Here is a 20,888-nt window from a genome sequence, read left to right as displayed (position 1 = left end):
GGTGGTGGTTCGGCAGCCTGTTGCCGGAACTGTCCTAGAAATACGATCTTTTGAGGATAACGTTTTCCTACCAGGAATGCGAGGGCCTTTGTGCCCCTTGTGTTCTTTTCGCTGGCGCGGAGGGGCTTCTGCCCGTCCCGAGCAGCTAGTTCCGCGTCTTTTCGGCCGTCCTGAGGATCAGGGAACGTTCCTTGTCGTAATGGCTCGCAAGGGAGGACCGCAGCTCGGGAAGCCATGAAGGGGCGTCTCCGGCGTGTTCCACATCGAGGACGCCGGCTCCCTGCAGCAAATCCCGGGCCGCGTTGGAAGCCATACAGATCGGCAAGAGGGCGATTTCGTCCTCGGACAGGGTGCGCACAGAACAGTAGCCATTGAGGAAGGAGGCGAGCAGGGCAGGGTGGGTTGGCTTTTCATAGTCCGGCCCCACTATGTCTCTCAGGGCTGAGGCAATGTCCTCTGCAAACCGGCCGATGCGTGCCTCGTCCAGATCAAAGATGGACACCGCGTTGCCGTCCCAGCGGAGATTGTCGAGCTCGAAGTCGCCGTGCAAAACACCGTTTTGGGCGGGAATGCCGGGAAGGGCGGCCCACTCGGCAGCCAAGGTTTCGCCAGCTTTGGCCAGGGGCGGATCATCCTTCAGCTTGGCAAGTTTGATAAAGGGGGACGTTGCCAAGGCATGTTTGTTGGCTGTCTTTCCGGCGTTGTCCGGGTCAAGGAAGATCCCGCAATGGGGAGCCGCGTCCACATGGAATCTGGCAAGAGCGGCGCCCCAGGCCCATGAGTGGTCTTCTGTCAGGGTGTCCGGCTCCCTTTCTTCCCCGGGGGCTGCGGTAACCGCGGCAGCGTGGACCAGACCCGTCGGCGTCGCCAGTGTCTCCACGAGCCGGCCGGCATTGGACAGCACAGGGGATACCACCGGGTGTCCTGCCGATGAAAGCGCGGTGAGCAACCTGGCTGGCCGCAACAGGGCCTCCTCCGTGCGAAGTCCCGCCGGCATAAAGCGCAGGAAGATCGTCTCTTCCGCCCCGGACTTCGCCGGCACGATGAATACGTGGGTTGCGCTCGAGCGAAGGTAGAGCGCGGCTCCAGGGGGCAGGCCCCAAGCGGCGGCCACGGCGTCGGCCACAGGGCTGCGCCAGGCTTCGTCGACAGTACTGTTCAGGGACTTGATCTCGCTGAGGGGAAGCATCCCAGCTATCCTCCCGAGCCCCGATGGTGCCGTCAAGCAGTGGTGTGGCCGCAGCTGGCGCGGTGTCACCCGGCGGAGCTGCGCCACCCCGCTGCGCGGTGTCACCCGGCGGAGCTGCGCCACCCCGCTGCGCGGTGTCACCCGGCCGGAGCTGCGTCACCCCGCTGCGCGGTGTCACCCGGCCGGAGCTGCCCCAGTGCCCGAAGGGCGGCTAGGACGAAGTCAGCGTGAACTTCGAGAAATCAGCGCAGAAGGCCTGGTCGCGGAGGTCCTGGGCGCAGACGCCGACGAACGGGCCAGTGAACCTCAGGCTCCTGCCGTAATCATCGGACAGGTGTGTCGCGTTCAGGCCGGTGGCCAATTGCTGAAGCCCGCCGTCCTCTGCACCCCAGGAGAACTGCACTTCACTCGGCGTCATGGTGCCGTTCAGCAGAAGCGGCCCGGAACCAGGAACCGCGGCGGTGGCGTGGACCAGGAGTCCCTTCTCGGCGTCGCGCTCCCATACCTCCACCACGCGTTCCAGCGCGTCTTCAGTATCCCGGACGGAAAGCCTGAGGTAGAAGTAGGCGGCGGTGTTGTAGTAGAAGATCAGGCCCGCGGATTGCGTGTAGTTTTCCGGGGTGGCGTCAAGGACAACGCTGGCAGACACGGATTCAGTCCTGACGCGCTGGGCAATCAGGCTCTGTTCCCGCAAGGAATCCGTACTCCTCATGCCCCGCAGCCGGAGCCAACCAGGGCGGACCGTGGTGCTAAGCCAGTCGGCTTCGGAAGCGGGGGAGCGCAAGGTACTCCAAGGCCAGGCAAGAGGCTCGCCAGCGGCCGGAAAACCTGAGGACGGGGCGACGGCGGGAGCCGGGACCAGGCCGGAAGGAGCCGGGATTTCCTCGGCAGCATGGTGGCCGCCCTGTTCGAGCCGAAGCCAGCCCTCAGGGGTCCAGTTCACTTTTTGGAGGCAGGTCTCCCGTCCGAGGACGGCGCGGCGATCGCCGTCGGACTCGATCCAGCGGCTGGCAAGGTGCACAAGGTAGTCCTCACCCGCTTCAGTGGTGACGAGCTCGCCGTGGCCGGCCTTCTGGAGGGGGAGCGTGTCATCGTCCCGGCTGGTGAGGAGGGACCCGTCGGGGTCGGCCTCGTAGGGACCGAGCAGCTCGCGGGATCGGAGCATCAGAATGCCATGGTTGAAGCCCGTTCCGCCCTCGGCGGTCATGAGGTAGTACCAGCCATCCCGGAAATACAGGTTGGGCCCCTCGATCAGCGTGGCGCTGCGGAAGATGGACTGAGGTTCCCCGACGGTTGCTGAGCCGTCGGCTGTCAGTTCCTGCACGTTGATGCCCGCAAACCCTCCACGGCCGTTGGGGCGGTTGTCCCATTCCATGTTGGCGAGCCAGTGCCGGCCTTCATGGTGAAAGATGGAGGGGTCGAAGCCCGTGCTGGTGACCCGTGACGGTGCTGACCAGGGCCCGGCAACATCTTCCGCCCGGCTCACATACGTGTCCATGTCCTTCTGGGCTCCGCCAAAGGAGCGCACTACCGTGAACGTGAGCCAGAACGTGCCATCGTCCCAGCTCAGGGACGGCGCCCAGATGCATCCGGAGTCCTGGATTCCGCTGAAGTCAAGGACGACGCCGGGTCCGTTGAGTGAGCCGGCGAACTCCCAGTTCGCCAGATCCCTGGACCGGTGGATCGGAATGGTGGGGAACCATTCAAAGGAGCTGTTGGCCACGTAAAACCACTCTCCCACCCGAACAATGGAGGGGTCCGGAAAAAAGCCGGGAAGTATGGGGTTGGTGATGCTGGTGGTCATGGCCGTCCTCATTGAACTGGTACTTCTGCGTAGGCAAATTCCTGGCCCGACCGGTAGCGGTCCAGCTCGGCCAGCACGTGTTCGCCCAGGCGCGCCAGCTCGTTGCCCATTGACCCGGCGATGTGGGGTGTGAGCACGACGTTCGGCATCGAATAGAGCTCATGTCCCGGTGGCAGGACGTCCGGCGTGGTCACATCCAGGACGGCGTTGATCCTCCCCGCGCGCAACTCTGCAAGGAGCGAGTCCTGGTCCACCAGCTCGCCCCGGGAGGTGTTGATCAGGGTGGCTCCGGTCTCCAGCAGGCCCAGCTGGCTTGCGCCGATCATCTCGAAGGTGGAAGGAAGTACCGGCGCGTGGATGGAGACCACGCTGCTGGACGCCATCAGGTGATCCAGGTCCACAAGCTCGACGCCGAGAAGTTCAGCCTCCTGCGGATCCAGCGTTGGGTCCGATACCAGGATGCGAAGATCAAAAGGACGCAGCAGCGTAATGACCTTGCGTCCGATCCGGGAGGCGCCCACGATTCCCACTGTGCGCCCGAAGTTCCCCGAAAGCGGGAACCGCTCTTCGCGGTCAATGGCGGTCTGTTCCTCAAAGTAGAGGCGCGTTGCCCGGAAGGCATCTTTGTTGGCCAGGAGGATCATGGCCAGCGTGTACTCCGCCACCGGGGTTGCGTTCGCATCGCCGGCATTTGAGAACCTGATCCGTGTTCGCGCCGCGGGAGGAAGCTGCGTAGAAGCGACCCCGCCCTGGTGCACAACCGCTTTCAACCCCGGCGCCAGCTCCAGCACTTCCGCCGTAATGGCCGGACAGCCCCAGCCGGTTACGATTACTTCGGTCTGGGCAAGGACGGCGGGATCGACCAGGTGCCAGTCGCTGACCACGCTATGGCTGAGCAGTTCAACGCGGTCATGGAGCCCCGGCCACCCGGCACCGAAGACGCGATCAGCCAAACCTGCAGGCGACATGGCCAGAAGGGCTTTGGGCCGCCGGTCTCTCTGCGGCATCGCGCCCATGGAAACAGCCGAAAGCTGATCGCCCGAAATGGCGGGTGGACTATCGAGGCTCATGTCATCTCCTGGTCGCGGGCGGCGGGACTTGCCGGGGACAGTGCGAAATATCCCCTCATGAGGATAACGATTTCCCAGGTTGATTTCCATAGCAATCCGCAATGCCAGTGAGTATTAAGAACAGCACTAATGCGGAGAGTGCCGGGCAATCGGAACCTGCAGGGGCTCCTCGCCGAACTCTACCTTGGCAATTGAACCGTCCGGCTGGTGAACCAGACGCTCAAAGAGTGTCTCGCGGCTGAAGCCGTTTCCGCCCGGGATGGCGAAGCGGTGGTAGGCGATGATCCAATCCCCGGTGCCTTCGACGTTCAGGATCGAGTGATGGCCTGTTGCCCTGATGCCGCGCTCCAGGTCCTTTTCGAGGATCACCCCGTGATGGGTCCAGGGGCCAAGGGGGCTTGGTCCACTCGCGTACTGGACGCGGTAGTCGTCCTCGCGGGTATCGTTTTCGGACCACGACAGGTAGTAGTTGTCACCGTTGCGGTGGACCCAGGCGGCTTCACGGAATCCTTCCGGTTGCCACGAAACCACGGCACCGGCGTCGAACGACACCATGTCCTCATTCAGCTTCACGCCATGGGCGGTGCCGTTGCCCCAATACAGATAGGCGCTGCCGTCCCGGTCCACAAAAACAGAGGGATCGATGGTGAAGCCCGCAAAAACTCCGGCCGGGACCAGCGGCTCACCCAGATCCTTGAAGGGGCCGGTGGGGGAGTCGGCCACTGCTGCGCCGATGTTTCCGTTGGCTGTGAAGTAGAAGTAGAACTTGCCATTGCGCTGGGCAGCAGCCGGAGCCCAGGCCCGCTCGCTGGCCCAGTCGACGTCGGTCCCCAGGGAGAGGATGGTGCCATGATCGGTCCAATCCACCAGATCCGGCGAGGAGAGTACAGAGAACGACGTGCCGGCCCAGTCCTCGAAGCCATCTGAGGTGGGGTAGAGGTAATAGGTGTCGCCGTACTGGATCAGGTTCGGATCCGCGTACAGCCCCGGCAGTGGGGATTCCGCTGGCGATGGAGTCCTCGTGGGAAATGATGGCTGGGTGGCTGTTGATTCACTCGGCAGCTCTGTCTGGCTCATGGATCGCTTTCTCTGGGTCCGGGCAGGGCCCGTGGATTGCGTCGACTCTACATCGATGAAGAAGTTCGTTCCAGCGGTTGCCAGTCATTTCTACAGCGTTGTAGATTCAGTTCCGAAGCCGGATTGCCTCCTGGGCCGGTATCCGGCCCAGGAGATGACACCCGCCAGGAAATGACGCCCGCTAGGAGATGACGCCGTCCACCAGGGCCTTGGCTTCAGCCTGTACCTGCTTGAGGTGGTCTGCACCCTTGAAGGACTCGGCGTAGATTTTGTAGACGTCTTCAGTGCCGGAGGGGCGGGCCGCAAACCAGGCGTTTTCGGTGACCACTTTCAGCCCACCGATGGAGGCACCGTTGCCCGGAGCCTCAGTCAGCTTGGCCGTGATGGTTTCACCGGCAAGTTCGGTGGCGGTGACGTCGGAGGAGGAAAGTTTGCCGAGCGCCGATTTTTGTTCGCGGGTGGCGGCGGCATCGATGCGTGCGTAGACGGGGTCGCCGAACTGGTCGGTGAGGCCCTTATAGAGCTGGGAAGGGGACTTGCCCGTGACTGCGGTGATTTCCGAAGCCAGGAGTGCCAGCAGGATGCCATCCTTGTCAGTGGTCCACACGCTGCCGTCCATCTTGTTGAAGGAAGCGCCGGCCGATTCTTCGCCCCCGAAAGCACCTTCCCCTGTAAGGAGACCGGGAACAAACCACTTGAAGCCCACCGGAACTTCCACCAGCTTCCGGCCAAGGCTCTCCGCCACGCGGTCGATGATCGAGGAGGAAACCAGGGTCTTGCCGATCACCGACTGCGGGTTCCAGCCGGTGCGGTGACGGTACAGGTAGTCGATGGCGACGGCGAGGTAGTGGTTCGGGTTCATCAGCCCGCCCTGTCCCTCAACAAAAGGTGTCACGATGCCGTGGCGGTCTGCGTCAGCGTCATTGCCCGTGGCGACGTCGTAACTGGCGCCGTTGGACATCCGCTGAATGAGCGAAGCCATAGCGGAAGGGGAGGAGCAGTCCATCCGGATCTTTTCGTCCCAGTCCAGGGTCATAAAGGCCCACTGCGGGTCAACAGTGGGATTTACCACTGTGAGGTTGAGATGGTGGCGCTCGGCGATTTCACCCCAGTAGTCCACGGAGGCTCCGCCCATGGGGTCGGCTCCGATCCGGACGCCTGCTTCACGGACTGCGTTCAGATCCAAAACTGAAGGGAGGTCGTCAACGTAGCTGCTCAGGAAATCGAACTTGCCCGTGGTGTCGGCGTCGAGGGCATCGGCCAAAGGGATCCGCTTGACGCCGCGAAGACCGTTCTCGAGGAGTTCGTTGGCGCGGTTGGCGATCCATCCGGTGGCGTCGCTGTCCGCGGGGCCGCCGTGCGGCGGGTTGTACTTGAAGCCGCCGTCGCCGGGCGGGTTGTGGCTGGGAGTGACAACTATGCCGTCGGCCTGGGGAGCGCCGGAGGGGGCGTTGCGGTTGTGGGTCAGGATCGCGTGACTCAGGGAGGGTGTTGGGGTGTAGCCGTGCCGTGCGTCGATCAGCACGTTCACGCCGTTAGCAGCGAGGACCTCCAGCGCTGAATTCTGGGCCGGTTCACTGAGCGCATGGGTGTCCTTGGCCAGGTACAGCGGGCCGGTGATGCCTTGCCCCGCCCGGTACTCAACGATGGCCTGGGTGATGGCGACAATATGCGGTTCATTGAACGACGCTTTGAGGCTGGAGCCCCGGTGACCGGATGTACCGAACGCTACTCGTTGCCCGGGTTCAGTGAGATCCGGCGAAACGTCGTAGTACGCATCCAGGAGAGCGGTGAGATCAACAAGGTCTTGGGGTTGGGCAACAGTACCCGCGCGGCTAGCCATGGCACCAGCATGCCAGACGACGGCGTGACTCCACACGCTAAGTCCGCAATCCGGCTCCTATGACAGAGGATTACTGCTCAAACGGGAGTTAGGCGGAGGCCAGTCCACCTTGGGCAGATGCCATCCCCGTAGTCGGGGCGGAAAGTGAAGTCTGCTGGAAGATCCGGTTCAGGAGTTCGACGTCGAGGCTGAAGCTGCCTTGGTCCTCGCGGACCACTCCCAGGTCCTGCAGCGCTAGAAGGTGCGGCAACCCCTCTGTGGGGGAAATGCCGGCCGCTTCAAAGATCTGGCCGGGAGGGCGCCAGGTTTCTCCGCGCAGGCTTCTGAGCATCGCCATCCTGGGTGCCCTGGAGAGGACGTTCAACGCTTGGGCAGTGAGGGTAGCATCGACGTCGCGCGGGGTTTCCAAGCGGGTGTTCAGGGGTGACGATCCCATGGACATCATGTACGTCCTTTCTGGTTCCAAGAGAACCTCCGCCTTCTTTGGCGAAGCTGGACTTGAATGGTCTGCTGAATATGAGACGGGGCGAGTGTCAAAACGTGACGCCACGCCCAGTGGTGCTGGTTGGTGCTGTGTTGTGCTCACCTGACTGGACCGCGAGGGTCTTCAGGAATGTTGGTGAGCTGACGTACGGTGCGGGCTTTCCCGGCTCGAGAGAGCGGGGTGGAAGCAGCGATTAGGAGCCGATTGTTCCCGAATCAAAGAGTGCCGAAAATGTGCGGAACGCGACCGTTTCGACGTCGTTCTTCCTGCCGGCAAGGAAAAGTTATTGGAGTTGCGGCAACCAGTGGGGGAGTCCCTCTTTAGGGAGCGGCACCGGGACGGTGTAACCGTCCGCACGTGATCGACCGCTTCCAGGACCTCGTTGACCTGTTTCATAGCGCCCTTCAAATTCAGGGAACCGAGCAGGCCCAACTCCTTTCAGCTCCTTTTGTTAGCGTAAACAACTTTTAGAGCTACCAAGGGTTTTGGTCATAAAAACCATGAAATTCGCGTCACATTTCGGGCCTTTGGCCCTTGACACGATTCAGCAATCGGTTTCTGGGGTTGGATATTTCGTTGAATGACTAACCGCATCCTGTGAATTACCTCTGAATCGGCGTCAGGGCGTCAAAACGAGCTTGCATGGGGCGCCCTGCTGCTGAAGCTGCCAGGCTCCCTGGCAGTCCGAAAGTGGGACGGTCATCGTGTCGACGGCCAAGGCGCCGGTGGCTGCGAGTTCGGTCAGTTTCAGGTAGGAGTCGTGGCGGACCTGGACTGGCGGGTCGACGTGGGCGAAGCCGAGGATCTCCAGGCGAGCTGCCCGAATGATGCCGGCGGGGAGCTGGATAGTCGCGGCGGCGGACTGGCCGATCTGGATGTGACGGGCGCCCCGGGCTGCCACGTGCATGGCGGCCAGGGCGGGCTCGCCCCAGACAGGGTCGATGATGACATCGAAGCCGCGCTCGCCGACGGTGCCGCGGAAGGCTGCCACCAGGTCCTTCTCCGGGGTGATCGTCACGGTGGCATCGGCGCCGCGCTCGCTGGAGACTGCGAGCCGGTCCGCGTCCCGGTCGGCAGCGACCACCGTGGCCGCGCCGAGGGACTTGGCGAGTTGGACGGCGATAGATCCGAGCGCACCCGTCGCGCCGAGCACCAACACGTTCTGGCCGGGCTGCAGGTTCGCACGCCAGGTGAGGGCGAGCCAGGCGGCCAGCCCGGTGTTGCCCAACGCGGCCGCGGTAACGTCGTCGACGTCGTCCGCGAGGTCGAGGAGGTTCTCCTCGGCGACGAGCGTGCGCTCGGCCCAGGAGCCGTGAGGTGACACCGGCGAGGTGAAGAAGACACGGCGTCCGGTGCCGGTCCGGCCGACGCCGTCGGCGCCGATCACGTACGGCAGGGTGCCGGGATCGCCGTAGGCTCCGGATGCCTTGGTCAGGTCGAGATGGTGGACACCTGCCGCGGTGATATCGATGACGACGTGGCCGCTCCGGGGCTCGGGGTCATGGAAATCCTGGTAAGTGGGTACTGTTCCCGTCTGGGTCAGAACGGCTGCCTGCATAGTCTGCTCCTTCATGTCTGGGGGTGTTCAGCTTGGCTGGTGGGTGTCCGCGGGGATGATCTGCACATTGATGGAGCCGAGGCCGCTGATCTGCCCCTTGAGCTGGTCTCCGGTGTGCATCCAGGTTCCGGTGCTGAGCCCGACCCCAGCGGGGGTGCCGGTGAGCACAACGTCGCCCGGTTCGAGGGTCACGTGCTCGCTGATCAGGGAGACCAGTTCGGGCACTGACCAGATCAGGTCGGAGGTGTTGGCGTTCTGCCGCAGCTCACCGTTGATCCAGAACTGCAGCTGCAGGTTCGTATCGTCGATGAAGCGCGCAGGCACAATTCCCGGTCCGAGCGGACAGCTGTCGTCGAAGACCTTGCCGCCGAACAGGTCAAACTTGACGAGGTGCTTGGGGTGACGCTGCCAGTCGCGGGCTGACAGATCCAGCGCGATCGTGTAGCCGGCGATGTGTTCACGGGCCCTGTCCACCGGGATATGCCGGCCGAGTTTGCCGATGACGAAGGCCAGCTCAAGCTCGTAGTCGAACTTCTCTGTCTGGATGGGGTAGCGGACTGACTGGCCCTGCCCGACCAGGGTGGTGGTAGGTGGTTTGAGGAAGAACACCGGAACGTTGTCGTCTTTCGAGAAGCCCGTATGGCCGCCATCGTTGACCACATGGTCGTAGTAATTCGCGCCGGCGCAGATGACCTTGTTCGGGAATTGCAGTGGGGTGAGCCAGTCCTCCGGCTCAGTAGGCTCCGCGACGGGCTCCGCGATGGGACTGTTTGGACTGCCAGAGAGGGCGTCGACGGCGGCGAGCAGCAGTGGCTCGGCGGTCTCCCAGGTGGCGAAGACAGTCATCAGTCCGGCGGCCGGGTTGGCGGCCAGTGTCTCCGGGGCAAGGTCGGTAATCCTGAACAGGCGGCCATCAGGGAGCCGGAGGACAGGAGTGGGCGTCCCGTGGATCCGGACAGTGGAGAGAGAGAACATCAGGCGGTCTGCTCCTTGCTTTTGACTGAGACGCTTGTGGCTGAGGCGCTGATCTGCGTTGTGGCCGCGCGGGCCGCCAGCATCCACTCGTCGATGATCGTGTCAATGGCGGCGTCGGGCCGGTTCAGCAGTGCCCGGGCGTTGCCGCGGACCAGGTCACGTTGTGGGGGAGTCAGGTACTCCACGGGGGAGGCGCCGTCCACCCTGGCAAGGGTGAGCAGCGGCAGGAGGGCTGCAACGCGTCCCATGAGGTCGGCCGCACGTTCCCAGTCGATGTGCTTCGCGTAGCCTTCCAGCAGCATGCGGGCTGACTGGTGCAGTTGCGCCGCGTGATCGGGCAGGATGACCGCCTTGAGCAGGAGGTGGTTCAGGCAGAACGCGACGTCGAACGCCGGGTCACCGAACCAGGCGCACTCGGCATCGAGCAGCACCGGCCCGTGCGGGCCGAGAAGGATGTTCTTGGGGCTGACGTCGCCGTGCACCACCGCCAGATGGGTGCCGGCGGTAAGTGCGGCGAGCTCCAAGATCCGATCAGCCAGGTCCGGGTTCGCACGGGCGGTGACACGGAAGTACGGCTCGATGCGCAGGGCATCGAAGTTGTCGTCGGTGGCGAACCTGCCCGCAGTCGTGGAGTCCTTGGCGCTCGCTGAGTGCAGCCGGCCAACCAGGTCGCCGACGTCGAACGCCGCAACGGCGTCGACGTGGCCGGCAAGGAGCTGGTCCTTCCACACCGGGTAGTCCGTGGGCGGGAGGAATTGCATGGCGAAGAGCCCATCATGTTCGTCATACGCGAGGACCTGCGGGACGTGCGTGGCAGCGACCGTTCCGGCAAACTGCAGCCACTCGTATTCCACGCGGTTGCGGGAAACAGGCGCGAGCCACTCCTGCGCCACTTTCAATCGGGCCAGTGCTCCCTTGACGCACAGCGTGCGGCCCGGCAGGGACACCTGCCACAGGTCCGAGCTCACGCCACCGGTCAAGGGGGTCAGCGTCGCCTCCTCTCCTGGATCCATCAGCCCGTGACGGCTCAGGAACTCCTGAACACGGGCTTTGGGCTCGGCGCCGCTCACCGGCCACCTTCCGCGGACAATGCCAGTGCGGGCAGATTCCTGAAACCCAGGGTGGAGTCCTCAGCGATCCGCACCAGCTGGTTGTATTTGGCGAGCCGCTCGGAGTTCCGGACGGATCCGATTTTGATCTGCCCGGCCGCTGTTCCGACTGCAAGATCGGCCAGGAAGTCGTCCTCTGTCTCCCCGGAGCGCGCGGATACGACCGGCGCGTACCCTGCGGCGCGTGCTTCGGCCAGCACATCGAGTGTGCCTGTCAGTGTGCCGTTCTGGTTGACCTTGACCAGGACGCCATTGGCGACGCCGCGGGAAATGCCCTTTGCGAGTCTCTGGCTGTTGGTGGTGAAAAGATCGTCACCGATCAAACGGACGCGGTGTCCCAGGCGCTTGGTCAGGATCTGCCAGCTTTCCCAGTCATCCTCGTCGAGCGGGTCTTCGATCGAAACGATCGCGTAGCGGTCCACCCAGGACGACACCATCTCGATCATCTCGGCAGTGCTCAGATGCCGGTCCTGCCGGCGCAGGTGATAGTCACCGGCGTTGGGGTCGTACAGCGAGGCCGCAGCAACGTCGATGGCTATGGCGATGTCGGCGCCGGGCCGTAAGCCGGCGGCCTCAATGGATTCGGTGATGAGTTCGAGGGCTTCCTCGCCGGTACGGCATCCCGGGCTCAGGCCGCCCTCGTCGGCCAGGAGGGTGGGCAGCCCGCGTGCGGCGCAGAGGGCAGCAGCAGCCGCCCGGACCCGGGAAGTGAGCTGGATGGCTTCCAGTGCCGAGGTGGCTGCGACCGGCACGGCCAGGAAGTCCTGGACGTCCATGCCGCGGCCTGCGTGGAGACCGCCGGAAAGGATGTTGACCATCGGCATCGGCAGTACGGGCTCGTCGACGCCGGCGAGCTGGGCGATCCGACGATACAGCGGCAGGCCACTGGCCAGTGCGGAGGCGCGGCACACCGCCAGTGAGGTGCCGAGGACGGCGTTGGCGCCGAGCCTTGAGAGAGTGGGGGTTCCGTCAAGGTCCCGCAGCCGTGCGTCGATGGCCCGCTGGCCGCCGACATCGTAGCCGCGCAGTGCCGTGGCGATCTCGCCGTTTACATGGTGCACTGCGGCGGTGACGCCGAGGCCGTCGAATACCGACTGGTCGCCGTCGCGCAGTTCGTGGGCCTCATGGGTGCCGGTGGATGCTCCGGAAGGCACGGAGGCGCGGGCCACTGCGCCGCTCTCAAGGACGACGTCCACCTCGACGGTGGGGCGGCCGCGGGAGTCGAAGATCTGGCGGCCGTGGACGGTGCGGATTGTGCTCAAGATGACACTCCAGTGGCGAGGGCGGACGGGGTGTTGCAGGGGTAGCGGGGCGTTTCGCCGGTAAGGACGCGCACCACTTCCTCTGCGGCGCTGCGGCGCAGGTCGATGATGGACGCGTCGGAGGCGAAGGCGATGTGCGGAGTGACGATTACTCCCGGGTGGGTCAGCAGCCCGGCGGGAACGGTGGGCTCTTCCTCCAGGACGTCCAGGCCGGCTCCGCCGAGATGCCCGCTGTCCAGGGAGGCGAGCAGGGCGGCGGTGTCGATCAGTCCGCCGCGGCTGACGTTGATCACGAAGGCATCCTTGGGTAGGAGCGCCAGCTCGCGCTCGCCGATCAGGTGATGCGTTTGCGGGACCAGAGGCGCGTGCAGGACCACAACGTCGCTGGCGGCGAGGAGCTCGTCGAGGGTCATCACCTCGATGCCGCCGGTGTCCGCCGGTGGGTGCGGGTCGCTGATCACGACGCGGGCTCCAAGCGCGTGCAGCTTGGCTGCGGTGGCTCTGCCGATGCGGCCGTATCCGACTACGCCGCAGGTCAGGCTGGACAGCCGTCGAAGCCGTGCCCCTGCCGGGTTCCAGCTGCCACCGCGGACCTCGCGGTCGGCGGTGACCAAGCCACGGGTCCAGGCAAGAGCGAGCCCGACGGCGTGATCGGAGACCTCCGCAACGCAATAGTCCGGGACGTTCGTGACCTGCACGCCGTGATCGGTGGCCGCGGCAACGGCGATATTGTCCAGGCCCACCCCCATCCGGGCCACCACCCGCAGCGCGGCGGAGGACGCGATCGCTGCGGGCGATACATTTGCCCAGCAGGTGAGGATAGCGGCGGGTTGGTGTTCGGCGACCAGGGCGTCGATGGTCTCGACCGGCGCGGGATCCGCCGGGCCGGCTACTACATTGAAGCCGGCTTCTTCGAGGATGCCTCGCTCGATGCTGTCGTCGGGCCAGGCCCGGTCCGTCAGCAGGACCGTCTGCTGCTGGGTCATAGCGCGTGCTCCTTAGTCATGGTCCGGCCTTCAGTGGCCGGATTCGGATGGGAATAGCTTTGTTGGGAATAGCTTTGTCGAGAGGCCGGGTCCACGCAGTGTGTGATCTGCGTGCCCAACCCGGTCACCGATGCCTTGACGGTGTCACCGGCGCGGAGAAAGCGGCCGTGGTGGAGGCCGAATCCGGCCGGGGAGCCGGTGCAAAGGACGTCGCCGGGGCGAAGCCTGGTGTGCCGGGAAAGGTATGAAAGTTGTTCTGGAATGGAGAAAACCATGTCGTCGGCAGTGTCGTTCTGCATCAGCGTGCCGTTGAGCGACAGCTGCAGCCCCAGGGCAGAGGGGTCGGGTACCTGCCAGGCGGGAACGAACCACGGTCCGAGCGGGAGTGATCCCTGCATTCCTTTGCACTGGAGCCAGTCGCTGCCAAGAGCCGGGAGGTCGGGCCGGAGAATGCGGGAGCGGATGGTGAGGTCATTAACCACGGAGTAACCGGCGATCATCCCTTGTGCCTCGGACGGAGTCAGCCCCGAACCCGACCCTCCGATGACGGCGCCGATCTCGACCTCCCAATCCAACGTGTCCACGTTCCGCTCCAGAACCAGCTCACCGTTGGGGGTGCCGACCCGGTCGATGCTGGTCAGGCAGATGTAGGGGGCACCGTTCCGGCGTCGCTGTACGAGCGCTTGCTCGGTGGCGGCGCGCAGACCGTCAGCGTCGGCTGCTTCACCACCATCGACTGCGGCCTCGATGACCTGCTTCTGGTAGTTGCCGATGGTGCAGAACAGCTGCGCCGGCTGGAGCGGAGCCTCCAGCCGCAGTGACGTGACCGGAACACCATCCTCGGCGATGGCCAGGGCGGTCCGGGGCAGATCGGTCAACCGGCGAAGCCCGGCGTGATGGGTGGTCCACTCCCGTACCAGGCCGGTGATCGAAGCGAACCTTGCGCACGGCCACTGCTCCGCCCACGTCAACAGGGGAAGGGCACGGTCCCGGTGGACCAGCCAGACCGCTGCTGTTTCCTCCGGCAAGGCTGCCTGGGCCAGCACGACGCCGGTAGGGGCAAAGTCGGACTCTAGGTCATCTTCTGGAAGCATAATGCTAACGATAGCACGGCTGTTTTGGTGCGTCACCCCCTACAGTGGGTTTCCTTGCCATGATGCGGCGGGACATGGTCTGGTTGCTGTTAGTAACGCACCTGACTGCCTCCATCCAAGCCCATTGACAGCCTGTCAGATGCGCGAGATAGTGCTAACGATCGCAAAGAATATGAGAGGAATCAAGTGACAGTGCGCAGAGTGGTAACCGGCACCGATGGAACAGGCAAGTCGGTCTTCATTTCCGATGGCGCGGTGCCCAACAGCCATGATTTCGAGACGATGCCCGGACAGGCACAGATCCGGGTCTGGTTTACCCCTGGGGTGGCCTCCGCTGTGACACCCGATGCCGAGCCCACCGACAATAGGGGCCCGGTGGTCCCGGGCCCCGGTGGTGCGAGCTTCGTCATCGTGAGTTACGCGCCTGAATCCGTGGTGATGAGTCCGGATTTCGATCCCGCGGCAGCGGGTCAGGAGCTGGCCACCTACGCCCCGGATCTGGCCGAGGTGTTTGAACCGGATGGAATGCACCGCACCCCAAGCGTCGACTACGGCGTAGTGCTGGAAGGCGAAGTGTGGCTGGAGCTGGACGACGGCGCGCAGGTGCGGTTGACGCCCGGCGACACCGTGGTGCAGCTCGCCGCGCGGCACGCCTGGCGCAACAAAACCCAGGCACCGGCGACGGTGGCGTTTGTGCTCACCGGCGTCGGCGCCTGAGTACTCCATAAAAAGGGTGCCGTAGGGGCGCCCCGAGGGCGAATCCCTACGGCACCTTGCCTTTAGGGAAGGACCACGTAGTTGCTGAAGCCGCCCCGCGGGTCCTTCAACCGGCCGGAAATTGCTGTGTTCACGTCCGACAACGGGAACGCCTCGGTTTCCAGATAGGTGAGGTCCAGCGTGCCGGTCTCAATCATGTCGGCCATCTCCTGGCCCTGTGCTGCAGTGAACCAGTTCGAGCCGATGATCTGCACCTGCTCGTCCATCAGCCACTTCATGTCCACCGGAACCTCATCCGCGACGCCGCCGACGTTCACCACCCGGCCGCCGCGCCGGACCCCTCGCATGGAGTCCACCATGGTTGCCGCATCAGCCCGGGCTCCGAGCGCACTGATCACGAAGTGGGCGCCCTCGCCACGAGTCCGGTCCTTGGCCCACTCTCCGGAGGACTGCTCGCCGAGGTTCATGACCTCGATCCTGTTCGGCGCCAGGGCCTTCACACGCTGGAGCAGCTCCTCATTGCGGCCCGTGCCCAGGATCTTGGCAACCCCCATGCTCAGGCAGAGTACGGTCGCGGCCACGCCCAGCGTGCCGGTGATGCCGTCAATCAGCCCCACCGTGCCGGGTCCCGCATCCGCCAGGCGGAGCGCTCCATAGGCGGTGCCGATGTAACCGAAGCGGGCGGCCAGCTCGAACGGAAGGTTGTCCGGGATCTTGACCAGTGACTGCTGCGGCGCGGTCATGAACTCGCTGAACCCGCCATAGGGGTAGAGATCGAAGATCCGCTGACCGTCGCGGGAGGTGCTGAAGTACCCGTTGAGGGTGTAGTAGCGGCAGCGGCTGGGGTTGCCTCCGGAACAGGCGTAGCAACTGCCGCAGGATCGCAGCGGGCTCACGTACACGCGGTCACCGGGCTTGACGTTGATAACTGACTCTCCGACTTCCTCGACTATCCCTGTGGGATCAAGCCCGAAGATCGCCGGGAACTCGGGGATGGGCTGGTGCGGGAACCAGGTGGGCCAATTGTTGATCACGTTTGCCATGTTCGGCACGATGCCGACGGCCTTGACCCTCACCAGTACATCGGTGGGCCGGGGCTTGGGTACTTCGATGGTGTCGATCGACATGGGTTCGCCGATCTTGTGCAGTCTGGCTGCGCGCATCGTCGCCATTGACGGGCTCCTTCTAGGAAATGACAAGGGTTGTGGTTGTGGGGGAGTGGGCTGGCGGAAGCTACTTGCGGTAGCTGTCCTCGAGGTCAATACCGAGCAGACCCATGACCCGTACGCCTGAGTTGTACCAGGCAATGGTCAGCGTGAGCTCCACCATCTGCTGGTCGTCGAGGTGCTTGGCGGCGGCCGCCCAGCTGGCATCGGACACGTCCACCTTGATGGTGGATTCGCGGGCCAGGGCTATGACGGCACGTTCGGCCTCGTCGAACAGCTCCGGATCCTGGGCGTCAGCCACTGCGGCCAACTGCTCGTCGGTAAGCCCGGCTTTGCGGCCGTGGGACTGGTGGTGGGCAATCTCGTACTCCGACCCCGTGGCATGGCCAACCGACAGGATCGCCAGCTCCCGCAGCTTCGGGCTCAGCAGGGAGCCGTCACGCATGGCGTTGGCGTAGGACAGGAACGCGTCGAGCAGAACAGGGGCGTTCGCCAGTGAACGGAAGATGTTGGCGGTGGGCATTTTGCGCTCGGCCTCGAGACGGTCCCACAGTGGCTGTTGGTTGACCGATGCGGCGTCGTCGCGGGACAGGGATGGAACTCGGGACATGATGTGATTCTCCAGTCGGATAATGGGGGTCAGTGAGGCTGGCTCAGTGCGTCTGGTTCAGCGGGCCCGGCTCAGTGCGTCTGCGGGCTGGCCAGGAACTTTTCCAGTGTCATCGGGGCGGGACGGACGGCCGGTGAAATCAGCGGGACATCCACAAAGCGGGAGGCCTCGAAGTACCACTGCTCCAGGGCGGGGAGGCCCCAACGGGCATTCGTGCTCACTGAAGCGGCGTCCCAGCGCACGGGCTCGGTTTCGAGATCAATGGTCTGGTAGTGGCTGTTGAAGACCTCCACCCGGTGGCCGTCAGGATCGCGGAGGTACGCGAAAAGCATTCCGCCAGGTCCGTGACGGCCTGGGCCTCGCTCCACCTGATCGCCGTAGCCCAGAATGCCGGCGAAGTCGCAGGCAGTGAAGATGTCGTGGCTCTCGGAGACCGTGTAAGCGAAGTGATGCAGGCTTGGGCCGGCGCCAGGCACCATGGCCAGGTCAAGGCAGGTGCCCTTGCGGTACATGAAGGCGCCCACAAGTTCGTCTCCGTACTCGAGGTACTCCGAGTTGCGGAATCCCAGCTCGCTGTAGAACGCACACAACTCATAGACGTCGGGTGTGAGCAGCTGGTAGTGGTCCAGCCGTTGAGCATGGGCGCCCTTGTACTGTTCAAAATTGATGTGCAGGCGAGGCCTGGTCTCCATGGTTGCACACAGCTCAAGCGGCGTCCCGACAGGATCGGACACGTGCAGGGTGCGGCCCTGATGCGGCATCTCCACCCACTCGGCGGGCAGGCCGCGCTCGCGAAAGTAGCGGTAGGCCTCGTCCAGGTCCTCCTCGAAAAAGACCCGGAATCCGATGCGGCGGGCCGTGCCGCCGTCGAGGCTCTTCTCCAGCACGAGGCTGTGGTGACAGGCTTCCGCCAGGCCACGCAGGTAGACGGTGGATTCGTCCTCCTCAGTGACCACCAGACCCAGGACAGTGGTGTAGAACTCGCGACTCGCCGCCAGATCGGAAACGTTAAGGCGCAGATGGCTGGTTCGGGTGATGTTGAACGGCGGACGCAGATCGACCGGTGGCAGCATGATTGTCCATCTCCAATGGGCTCAATGGATGGTGCTATCGTTAGCACCATTTATTTTAGTTACGCACTAGGCGCTACATTTTTTTGTTGGTGGTGCGGTTCAGGCGGTTCAGGCAGAGCGTTTGCGGGACGCCGAGGGAGGGGCAGCAGTGCTGCCGCGGGTTACGAGCCAGCCCACCGACGCCGACTCATAGGGGTCATTGCCGGCGGGCGGATTGTTGAGCCGGCGAATGAACCAGAGTCCGCAGGAGGTGGCTACGTCGCCGATGGGCAGGCTGACGGTAGTAAGGCCGGGCCCCCACCAGGAGAACCCGCTTTGATCGCCGAAGCCAACCACGGACAGTTCAGTGGGGACGTCCACGCCCATCTCGAGCAAGCCGTCCAGCACGCCCACGGTGTGAAGGACTGAGCCAAGGACGACAGCAGTGGGCGGGCTTGGCCTGTTCAGCAACCGGCGCACGGCTTCCCGGGCGTGCTCGGGCGAGGCCGGCGGGCCCAGCTCGATCAGGTTGGAGCGCGGCGAGACGTCCTTCTCGCGCAGGGCCTGACGGTAGCCTTCAAGGCGCTCCCGACCGGTGGGAAGGTCGGCGGGCGCCCCGATATAGGCGATGCGGGAATGGCCAAGGTCCAGCAGATGTGTGGTGGCGTCTTTCAGTGCCCGTTGGTCGTCGAGGCCGAACCACTGGGCACCCAATGACGAATGCCTGCGCAGCAACTGGACATGCGGCATGCCCCGCAACATGCTGATCGAATCACTGTGCGGGTTAGGCGTGGGGGCGATCACGACGCCGGCAGCATGGCTCGCGGACAATTCGCGCAGGTGGCGCCGCTCGATAAGGCGGTCATCAAAAGTCTCGGCCAGCATCAGCTGGTAATCCTCGCCGGCCATGATGGCGGACAGTTCATGGGCGATGGTGAAATAGAAGCTGTTTCGGATGTCCGGAATGACCAGGCCCACGACATTGCTCGGGGCTCCCCGCATCATCCGGGCAGCGTGGTTGCCCACGTAGCCAAGCTCCGAAGCCGCCTGCCGCACACGGGCCTTGGTCTGGTCACTGATACGCGCGTCATCTGCCAGCGCCCGGCCGACGGTGGAAACAGACAGCTGCAGATGTCCAGCGATATCTTTGGTGGTGACCATCGTTCCTCCTGCGCAAGTCTGTTAGCGGATCATCGTACCGGTGACTGGCCTGGGATCGTCTACCGACGGGGCCATTGCATATACTTTGGTGCTAACGATAGCACGAGCGTCTGCCGAGTCAAAGCGTTAGGCGTTTCCGGCACGAAACGAAATCCACTCTTGACTCCCTTGCCCTCCGTGCTATCGTTAGCACTAGTTATCCGTCCCGCCGCAAGCGATCTGCCAGCGGACCTGCGTCGGGGGAACGACAGCCCAAAAAGTTGTCCACTTCTTCTTTTCCCCTGCACATCGGTGAATCACAGCCGAGCAATCCATATGAGAACGCAAGCCCCCTCTCGACTAGGAGACAACGATGTCCCACTCGACCCCTTCCAGCACAGGCCAGGCCCCGGCTTCAGCTGGTTCTATCGCCGGTCCCGCCGTACCGACGTACCCTGAGCCCATGGATGCAATCCCTATGGACGCAGTCCCGTCCAGTCCGGCACCATCACGCGTGAAGGACAACCCCGAGGGCATGCCCACCAAGATTGTCGCTGCCGTTTCGCTCGGGGTGCTGGCAATCACCTTTATGCTCAACGCGATGGACAGGCAGGTCTTCTTTCCCCTGCTGGGCACTATCAGCACTGAGAATGGGTTCAGCCTGCAGGCCGGTGGACTCCTGGCCACAATCTTCACCCTGGGAATGGCCATTGCAGGCATCCCTGCCGGGTTCCTGGTGGAGCGCTTCTCGCGCAAAGCCGTCTTGATAGTCAGCATTGTGATCTACTCCCTGGGCACGCTGGCCACGCCGCTCGCCTCCTCGTGGGCCGATATGGCCGTGTGCCGAATCATCTCGGGGCTGGGTGAGGGGATGCAGGCCGCAGCCCTGTTCGCGGCGGTCGGCGCGTTCTTCCACCTCCGCCGGGGCCTCGCCCTGGGCATACTTGGCTTCGCGTTCGGCCTGGGGGCAACCTTCGGGCCGGCCCTCGGCATCATGTTCGCCGGCCAGTTTGGAACCTGGCGGGCGCCCTTCATCATTTTCGGGGTGCTCGGGCTGCTGCTCGCAGTGGTCGTCGCGTTCACTGTCAGCCGGAAATTCACCGAGCGGGCGATCAGTCTGACCGGCGTCGAAGGATCCTATGAGTACATGCCGGACAGGGCTTACAACCGCAATTCCGTGGCGATCGCGGCAGCCGCCGGCTGCGGCTCCATCGCCCTCTACGGCTTCCTGGGCCTGTACCCCACCTTTCTGACTACTCAACTGGGCATTTCCACCGCTGAGTCAGCAGTGGCACTGAGCTTCGTGGGTTTGGGAGGTCTGGCAGGCCTGCTGGGCGGCTGGATCGGGGACCGGATCAACCAGCGGGCGCTGCTGATCGTTTCCCTCGTGGTGATGTCGGTGCTTGGTGTGCTGATCTACCAGGTCCAGGCATCGTTCGCCTGGCAGTGCGTCTTCGCCTGCCTCATGGGTGTGTTCGGTACCGGCGTCTTCTTCCCCAATATGAACAGTGCCATCCAGCGGGCAGTCCGTCCGCACCAGGTGGGGCGTGCCGCCGGTCTTTTCGTCACCTGCTACTACGGATCGGCGGCCTTCTCCGGCCTGCTGTTCGCGGCGCTGGTGCCAAGCGTCGGTTGGCAAGGAGCCGGCCTGCTGCAGGTGACCGTGTTGCCGCTGGCGGCCGCCGCCATCATGCTGATCGTCCGGACGTCACTCTTCAACAACGCGGTCCGCGCGGCCGGTCACTGATCACC

Annotated in this window: 18 protein-coding genes; 2 read left to right on the top strand and 16 right to left on the bottom strand. The window is 64.1% G+C overall.

Annotated features, from left to right (window positions below; translation table 11 throughout):
* Nucleotides 1-145: 145 nt before the first annotated feature.
* The 12 genes from MU551_RS05970 to MU551_RS05915 all read right to left on the bottom strand — a co-directional run bounded on the left by MU551_RS05970 (nucleotide 146) and on the right by MU551_RS05915 (nucleotide 14,451).
* The gene (locus tag MU551_RS05970) at nucleotides 146-1,189 is read right to left on the bottom strand and encodes a phosphotransferase enzyme family protein (protein WP_247041542.1); all 1,044 of its coding nucleotides are present in this window, start codon (nucleotides 1,187-1,189) and stop codon (nucleotides 146-148) included.
* Between the two features lie 211 nt (nucleotides 1,190-1,400).
* Nucleotides 1,401-2,993 (bottom strand): glycoside hydrolase family 43 protein, encoded by a 1,593-nt coding sequence (locus MU551_RS05965; protein ID WP_247041540.1) that lies wholly within the window; start codon nucleotides 2,991-2,993, stop codon nucleotides 1,401-1,403.
* Between the two features lie 8 nt (nucleotides 2,994-3,001).
* Nucleotides 3,002-4,063 carry a hydroxyacid dehydrogenase gene (locus tag MU551_RS05960; protein WP_247041538.1) on the bottom strand — a complete coding sequence of 354 codons (1,062 nt, stop codon included), beginning with the start codon at nucleotides 4,061-4,063 and terminating at the stop codon, nucleotides 3,002-3,004.
* A gap of 126 nt (nucleotides 4,064-4,189) precedes the next feature.
* A complete protein-coding gene (locus MU551_RS05955) occupies nucleotides 4,190-5,140 on the bottom strand; it encodes a family 43 glycosylhydrolase (RefSeq protein WP_247041536.1) in 951 nt (316 codons plus the stop codon).
* Between the two features lie 181 nt (nucleotides 5,141-5,321).
* Nucleotides 5,322-6,983 carry a phosphoglucomutase (alpha-D-glucose-1,6-bisphosphate-dependent) gene (gene pgm, locus MU551_RS05950; RefSeq protein WP_247041534.1) on the bottom strand — a complete coding sequence of 554 codons (1,662 nt, stop codon included), beginning with the start codon at nucleotides 6,981-6,983 and terminating at the stop codon, nucleotides 5,322-5,324.
* A gap of 88 nt (nucleotides 6,984-7,071) precedes the next feature.
* Nucleotides 7,072-7,428, bottom strand: coding sequence for a hypothetical protein (locus MU551_RS05945; protein ID WP_247041532.1), 357 nt, complete (start codon nucleotides 7,426-7,428; stop codon nucleotides 7,072-7,074).
* A 658-nt stretch (nucleotides 7,429-8,086) separates the two neighbouring features.
* The gene (locus tag MU551_RS05940; RefSeq protein WP_247041530.1) at nucleotides 8,087-9,025 is read right to left on the bottom strand and encodes a quinone oxidoreductase family protein; all 939 of its coding nucleotides are present in this window, start codon (nucleotides 9,023-9,025) and stop codon (nucleotides 8,087-8,089) included.
* A 27-nt stretch (nucleotides 9,026-9,052) separates the two neighbouring features.
* Nucleotides 9,053-10,000 carry a fumarylacetoacetate hydrolase family protein gene (locus tag MU551_RS05935; protein ID WP_247041528.1) on the bottom strand — a complete coding sequence of 316 codons (948 nt, stop codon included), beginning with the start codon at nucleotides 9,998-10,000 and terminating at the stop codon, nucleotides 9,053-9,055.
* Entirely contained in the window at nucleotides 10,000-11,070 is a 1,071-nt protein-coding gene (locus MU551_RS05930) for a phosphotransferase family protein (protein WP_247041527.1), read from the bottom strand. The genes MU551_RS05935 and MU551_RS05930 overlap by 1 nt, the downstream gene beginning before the upstream one ends.
* Nucleotides 11,067-12,371, bottom strand: a complete 1,305-nt coding sequence (gene eno / locus MU551_RS05925; RefSeq protein WP_247041525.1) for a phosphopyruvate hydratase — start codon at nucleotides 12,369-12,371, stop codon at nucleotides 11,067-11,069. The genes MU551_RS05930 and eno overlap by 4 nt, the downstream gene beginning before the upstream one ends.
* Nucleotides 12,368-13,357: a C-terminal binding protein gene (locus MU551_RS05920; protein WP_247041523.1), complete on the bottom strand. Its 990-nt coding sequence runs from the start codon at nucleotides 13,355-13,357 to the stop codon at nucleotides 12,368-12,370. The genes eno and MU551_RS05920 overlap by 4 nt, the downstream gene beginning before the upstream one ends.
* The gene (locus tag MU551_RS05915; RefSeq protein ID WP_247041521.1) at nucleotides 13,354-14,451 is read right to left on the bottom strand and encodes a fumarylacetoacetate hydrolase family protein; all 1,098 of its coding nucleotides are present in this window, start codon (nucleotides 14,449-14,451) and stop codon (nucleotides 13,354-13,356) included. Before MU551_RS05915 ends, MU551_RS05920 begins: the two co-directional genes overlap by 4 nt.
* Nucleotides 14,452-14,637: 186 nt before the next feature.
* Here MU551_RS05915 and MU551_RS05910 point away from each other — a divergent pair, with 186 nt between their 5' ends.
* Nucleotides 14,638-15,168 carry a cupin domain-containing protein gene (locus MU551_RS05910; protein ID WP_247041519.1) on the top strand — a complete coding sequence of 177 codons (531 nt, stop codon included), beginning with the start codon at nucleotides 14,638-14,640 and terminating at the stop codon, nucleotides 15,166-15,168.
* 62 nt (nucleotides 15,169-15,230) lie between these two features.
* Here MU551_RS05910 and MU551_RS05905 read toward each other — a convergent pair whose 3' ends face one another.
* The 4 genes from MU551_RS05905 to MU551_RS05890 form a co-directional block, all read right to left on the bottom strand.
* On the bottom strand, nucleotides 15,231-16,340 hold the full coding sequence (locus MU551_RS05905; protein WP_247041517.1) for an alcohol dehydrogenase catalytic domain-containing protein: 1,110 nt from the start codon (nucleotides 16,338-16,340) through the stop codon (nucleotides 15,231-15,233).
* 61 nt (nucleotides 16,341-16,401) lie between these two features.
* Complete coding sequence (locus MU551_RS05900; RefSeq protein ID WP_247041515.1) at nucleotides 16,402-16,944, bottom strand: carboxymuconolactone decarboxylase family protein; 543 nt, start codon at nucleotides 16,942-16,944, stop codon at nucleotides 16,402-16,404.
* A 71-nt stretch (nucleotides 16,945-17,015) separates the two neighbouring features.
* Nucleotides 17,016-18,017 (bottom strand): VOC family protein, encoded by a 1,002-nt coding sequence (locus tag MU551_RS05895; RefSeq protein ID WP_247041513.1) that lies wholly within the window; start codon nucleotides 18,015-18,017, stop codon nucleotides 17,016-17,018.
* A gap of 108 nt (nucleotides 18,018-18,125) precedes the next feature.
* A complete protein-coding gene (locus MU551_RS05890; RefSeq protein WP_247041511.1) occupies nucleotides 18,126-19,157 on the bottom strand; it encodes a LacI family DNA-binding transcriptional regulator in 1,032 nt (343 codons plus the stop codon).
* 442 nt (nucleotides 19,158-19,599) lie between these two features.
* On the opposite strand from MU551_RS05890, the gene MU551_RS05885 reads away from it, so the two are divergent.
* Nucleotides 19,600-20,883 (top strand): MFS transporter, encoded by a 1,284-nt coding sequence (locus MU551_RS05885; protein WP_247041509.1) that lies wholly within the window; start codon nucleotides 19,600-19,602, stop codon nucleotides 20,881-20,883.
* Nucleotides 20,884-20,888 lie beyond the last annotated feature (5 nt).

The sequence above is a fragment of the Arthrobacter rhizosphaerae genome, assembly GCF_023062595.1.
Classification (GTDB): Bacteria; Actinomycetota; Actinomycetes; order Actinomycetales; family Micrococcaceae; genus Arthrobacter; species Arthrobacter rhizosphaerae.
Note: the sequence above shows the minus strand (reverse complement) of the source record. Positions and strands in the feature narration are given on the sequence as shown.

Excerpts from the sequence above, each read along its gene's own strand:
- MU551_RS05970 (WP_247041542.1), bottom strand. The coding sequence starts at position 1,189 with ATGCTTCCCCTCAGCGAGATCAAGTCCCTGAACAGTACTGTCGACGAA.
- MU551_RS05965 (WP_247041540.1), bottom strand. The coding sequence starts at position 2,993 with ATGACCACCAGCATCACCAACCCCATACTTCCCGGCTTTTTTCCGGAC.
- MU551_RS05960 (WP_247041538.1), bottom strand. The coding sequence starts at position 4,063 with ATGAGCCTCGATAGTCCACCCGCCATTTCGGGCGATCAGCTTTCGGCT.
- MU551_RS05955 (WP_247041536.1), bottom strand. The coding sequence starts at position 5,140 with ATGAGCCAGACAGAGCTGCCGAGTGAATCAACAGCCACCCAGCCATCA.
- pgm (WP_247041534.1), bottom strand. The coding sequence starts at position 6,983 with ATGGCTAGCCGCGCGGGTACTGTTGCCCAACCCCAAGACCTTGTTGAT.
- MU551_RS05945 (WP_247041532.1), bottom strand. The coding sequence starts at position 7,428 with ATGATGTCCATGGGATCGTCACCCCTGAACACCCGCTTGGAAACCCCG.
- MU551_RS05940 (WP_247041530.1), bottom strand. The coding sequence starts at position 9,025 with ATGCAGGCAGCCGTTCTGACCCAGACGGGAACAGTACCCACTTACCAG.
- MU551_RS05935 (WP_247041528.1), bottom strand. The coding sequence starts at position 10,000 with ATGTTCTCTCTCTCCACTGTCCGGATCCACGGGACGCCCACTCCTGTC.
- MU551_RS05920 (WP_247041523.1), bottom strand. The coding sequence starts at position 13,357 with ATGACCCAGCAGCAGACGGTCCTGCTGACGGACCGGGCCTGGCCCGAC.
- MU551_RS05915 (WP_247041521.1), bottom strand. The coding sequence starts at position 14,451 with ATGCTTCCAGAAGATGACCTAGAGTCCGACTTTGCCCCTACCGGCGTC.
- MU551_RS05905 (WP_247041517.1), bottom strand. The coding sequence starts at position 16,340 with ATGGCGACGATGCGCGCAGCCAGACTGCACAAGATCGGCGAACCCATG.
- MU551_RS05900 (WP_247041515.1), bottom strand. The coding sequence starts at position 16,944 with ATGTCCCGAGTTCCATCCCTGTCCCGCGACGACGCCGCATCGGTCAAC.
- MU551_RS05895 (WP_247041513.1), bottom strand. The coding sequence starts at position 18,017 with ATGCTGCCACCGGTCGATCTGCGTCCGCCGTTCAACATCACCCGAACC.
- MU551_RS05890 (WP_247041511.1), bottom strand. The coding sequence starts at position 19,157 with ATGGTCACCACCAAAGATATCGCTGGACATCTGCAGCTGTCTGTTTCC.
- MU551_RS05885 (WP_247041509.1), top strand. The coding sequence starts at position 19,600 with ATGGATGCAATCCCTATGGACGCAGTCCCGTCCAGTCCGGCACCATCA.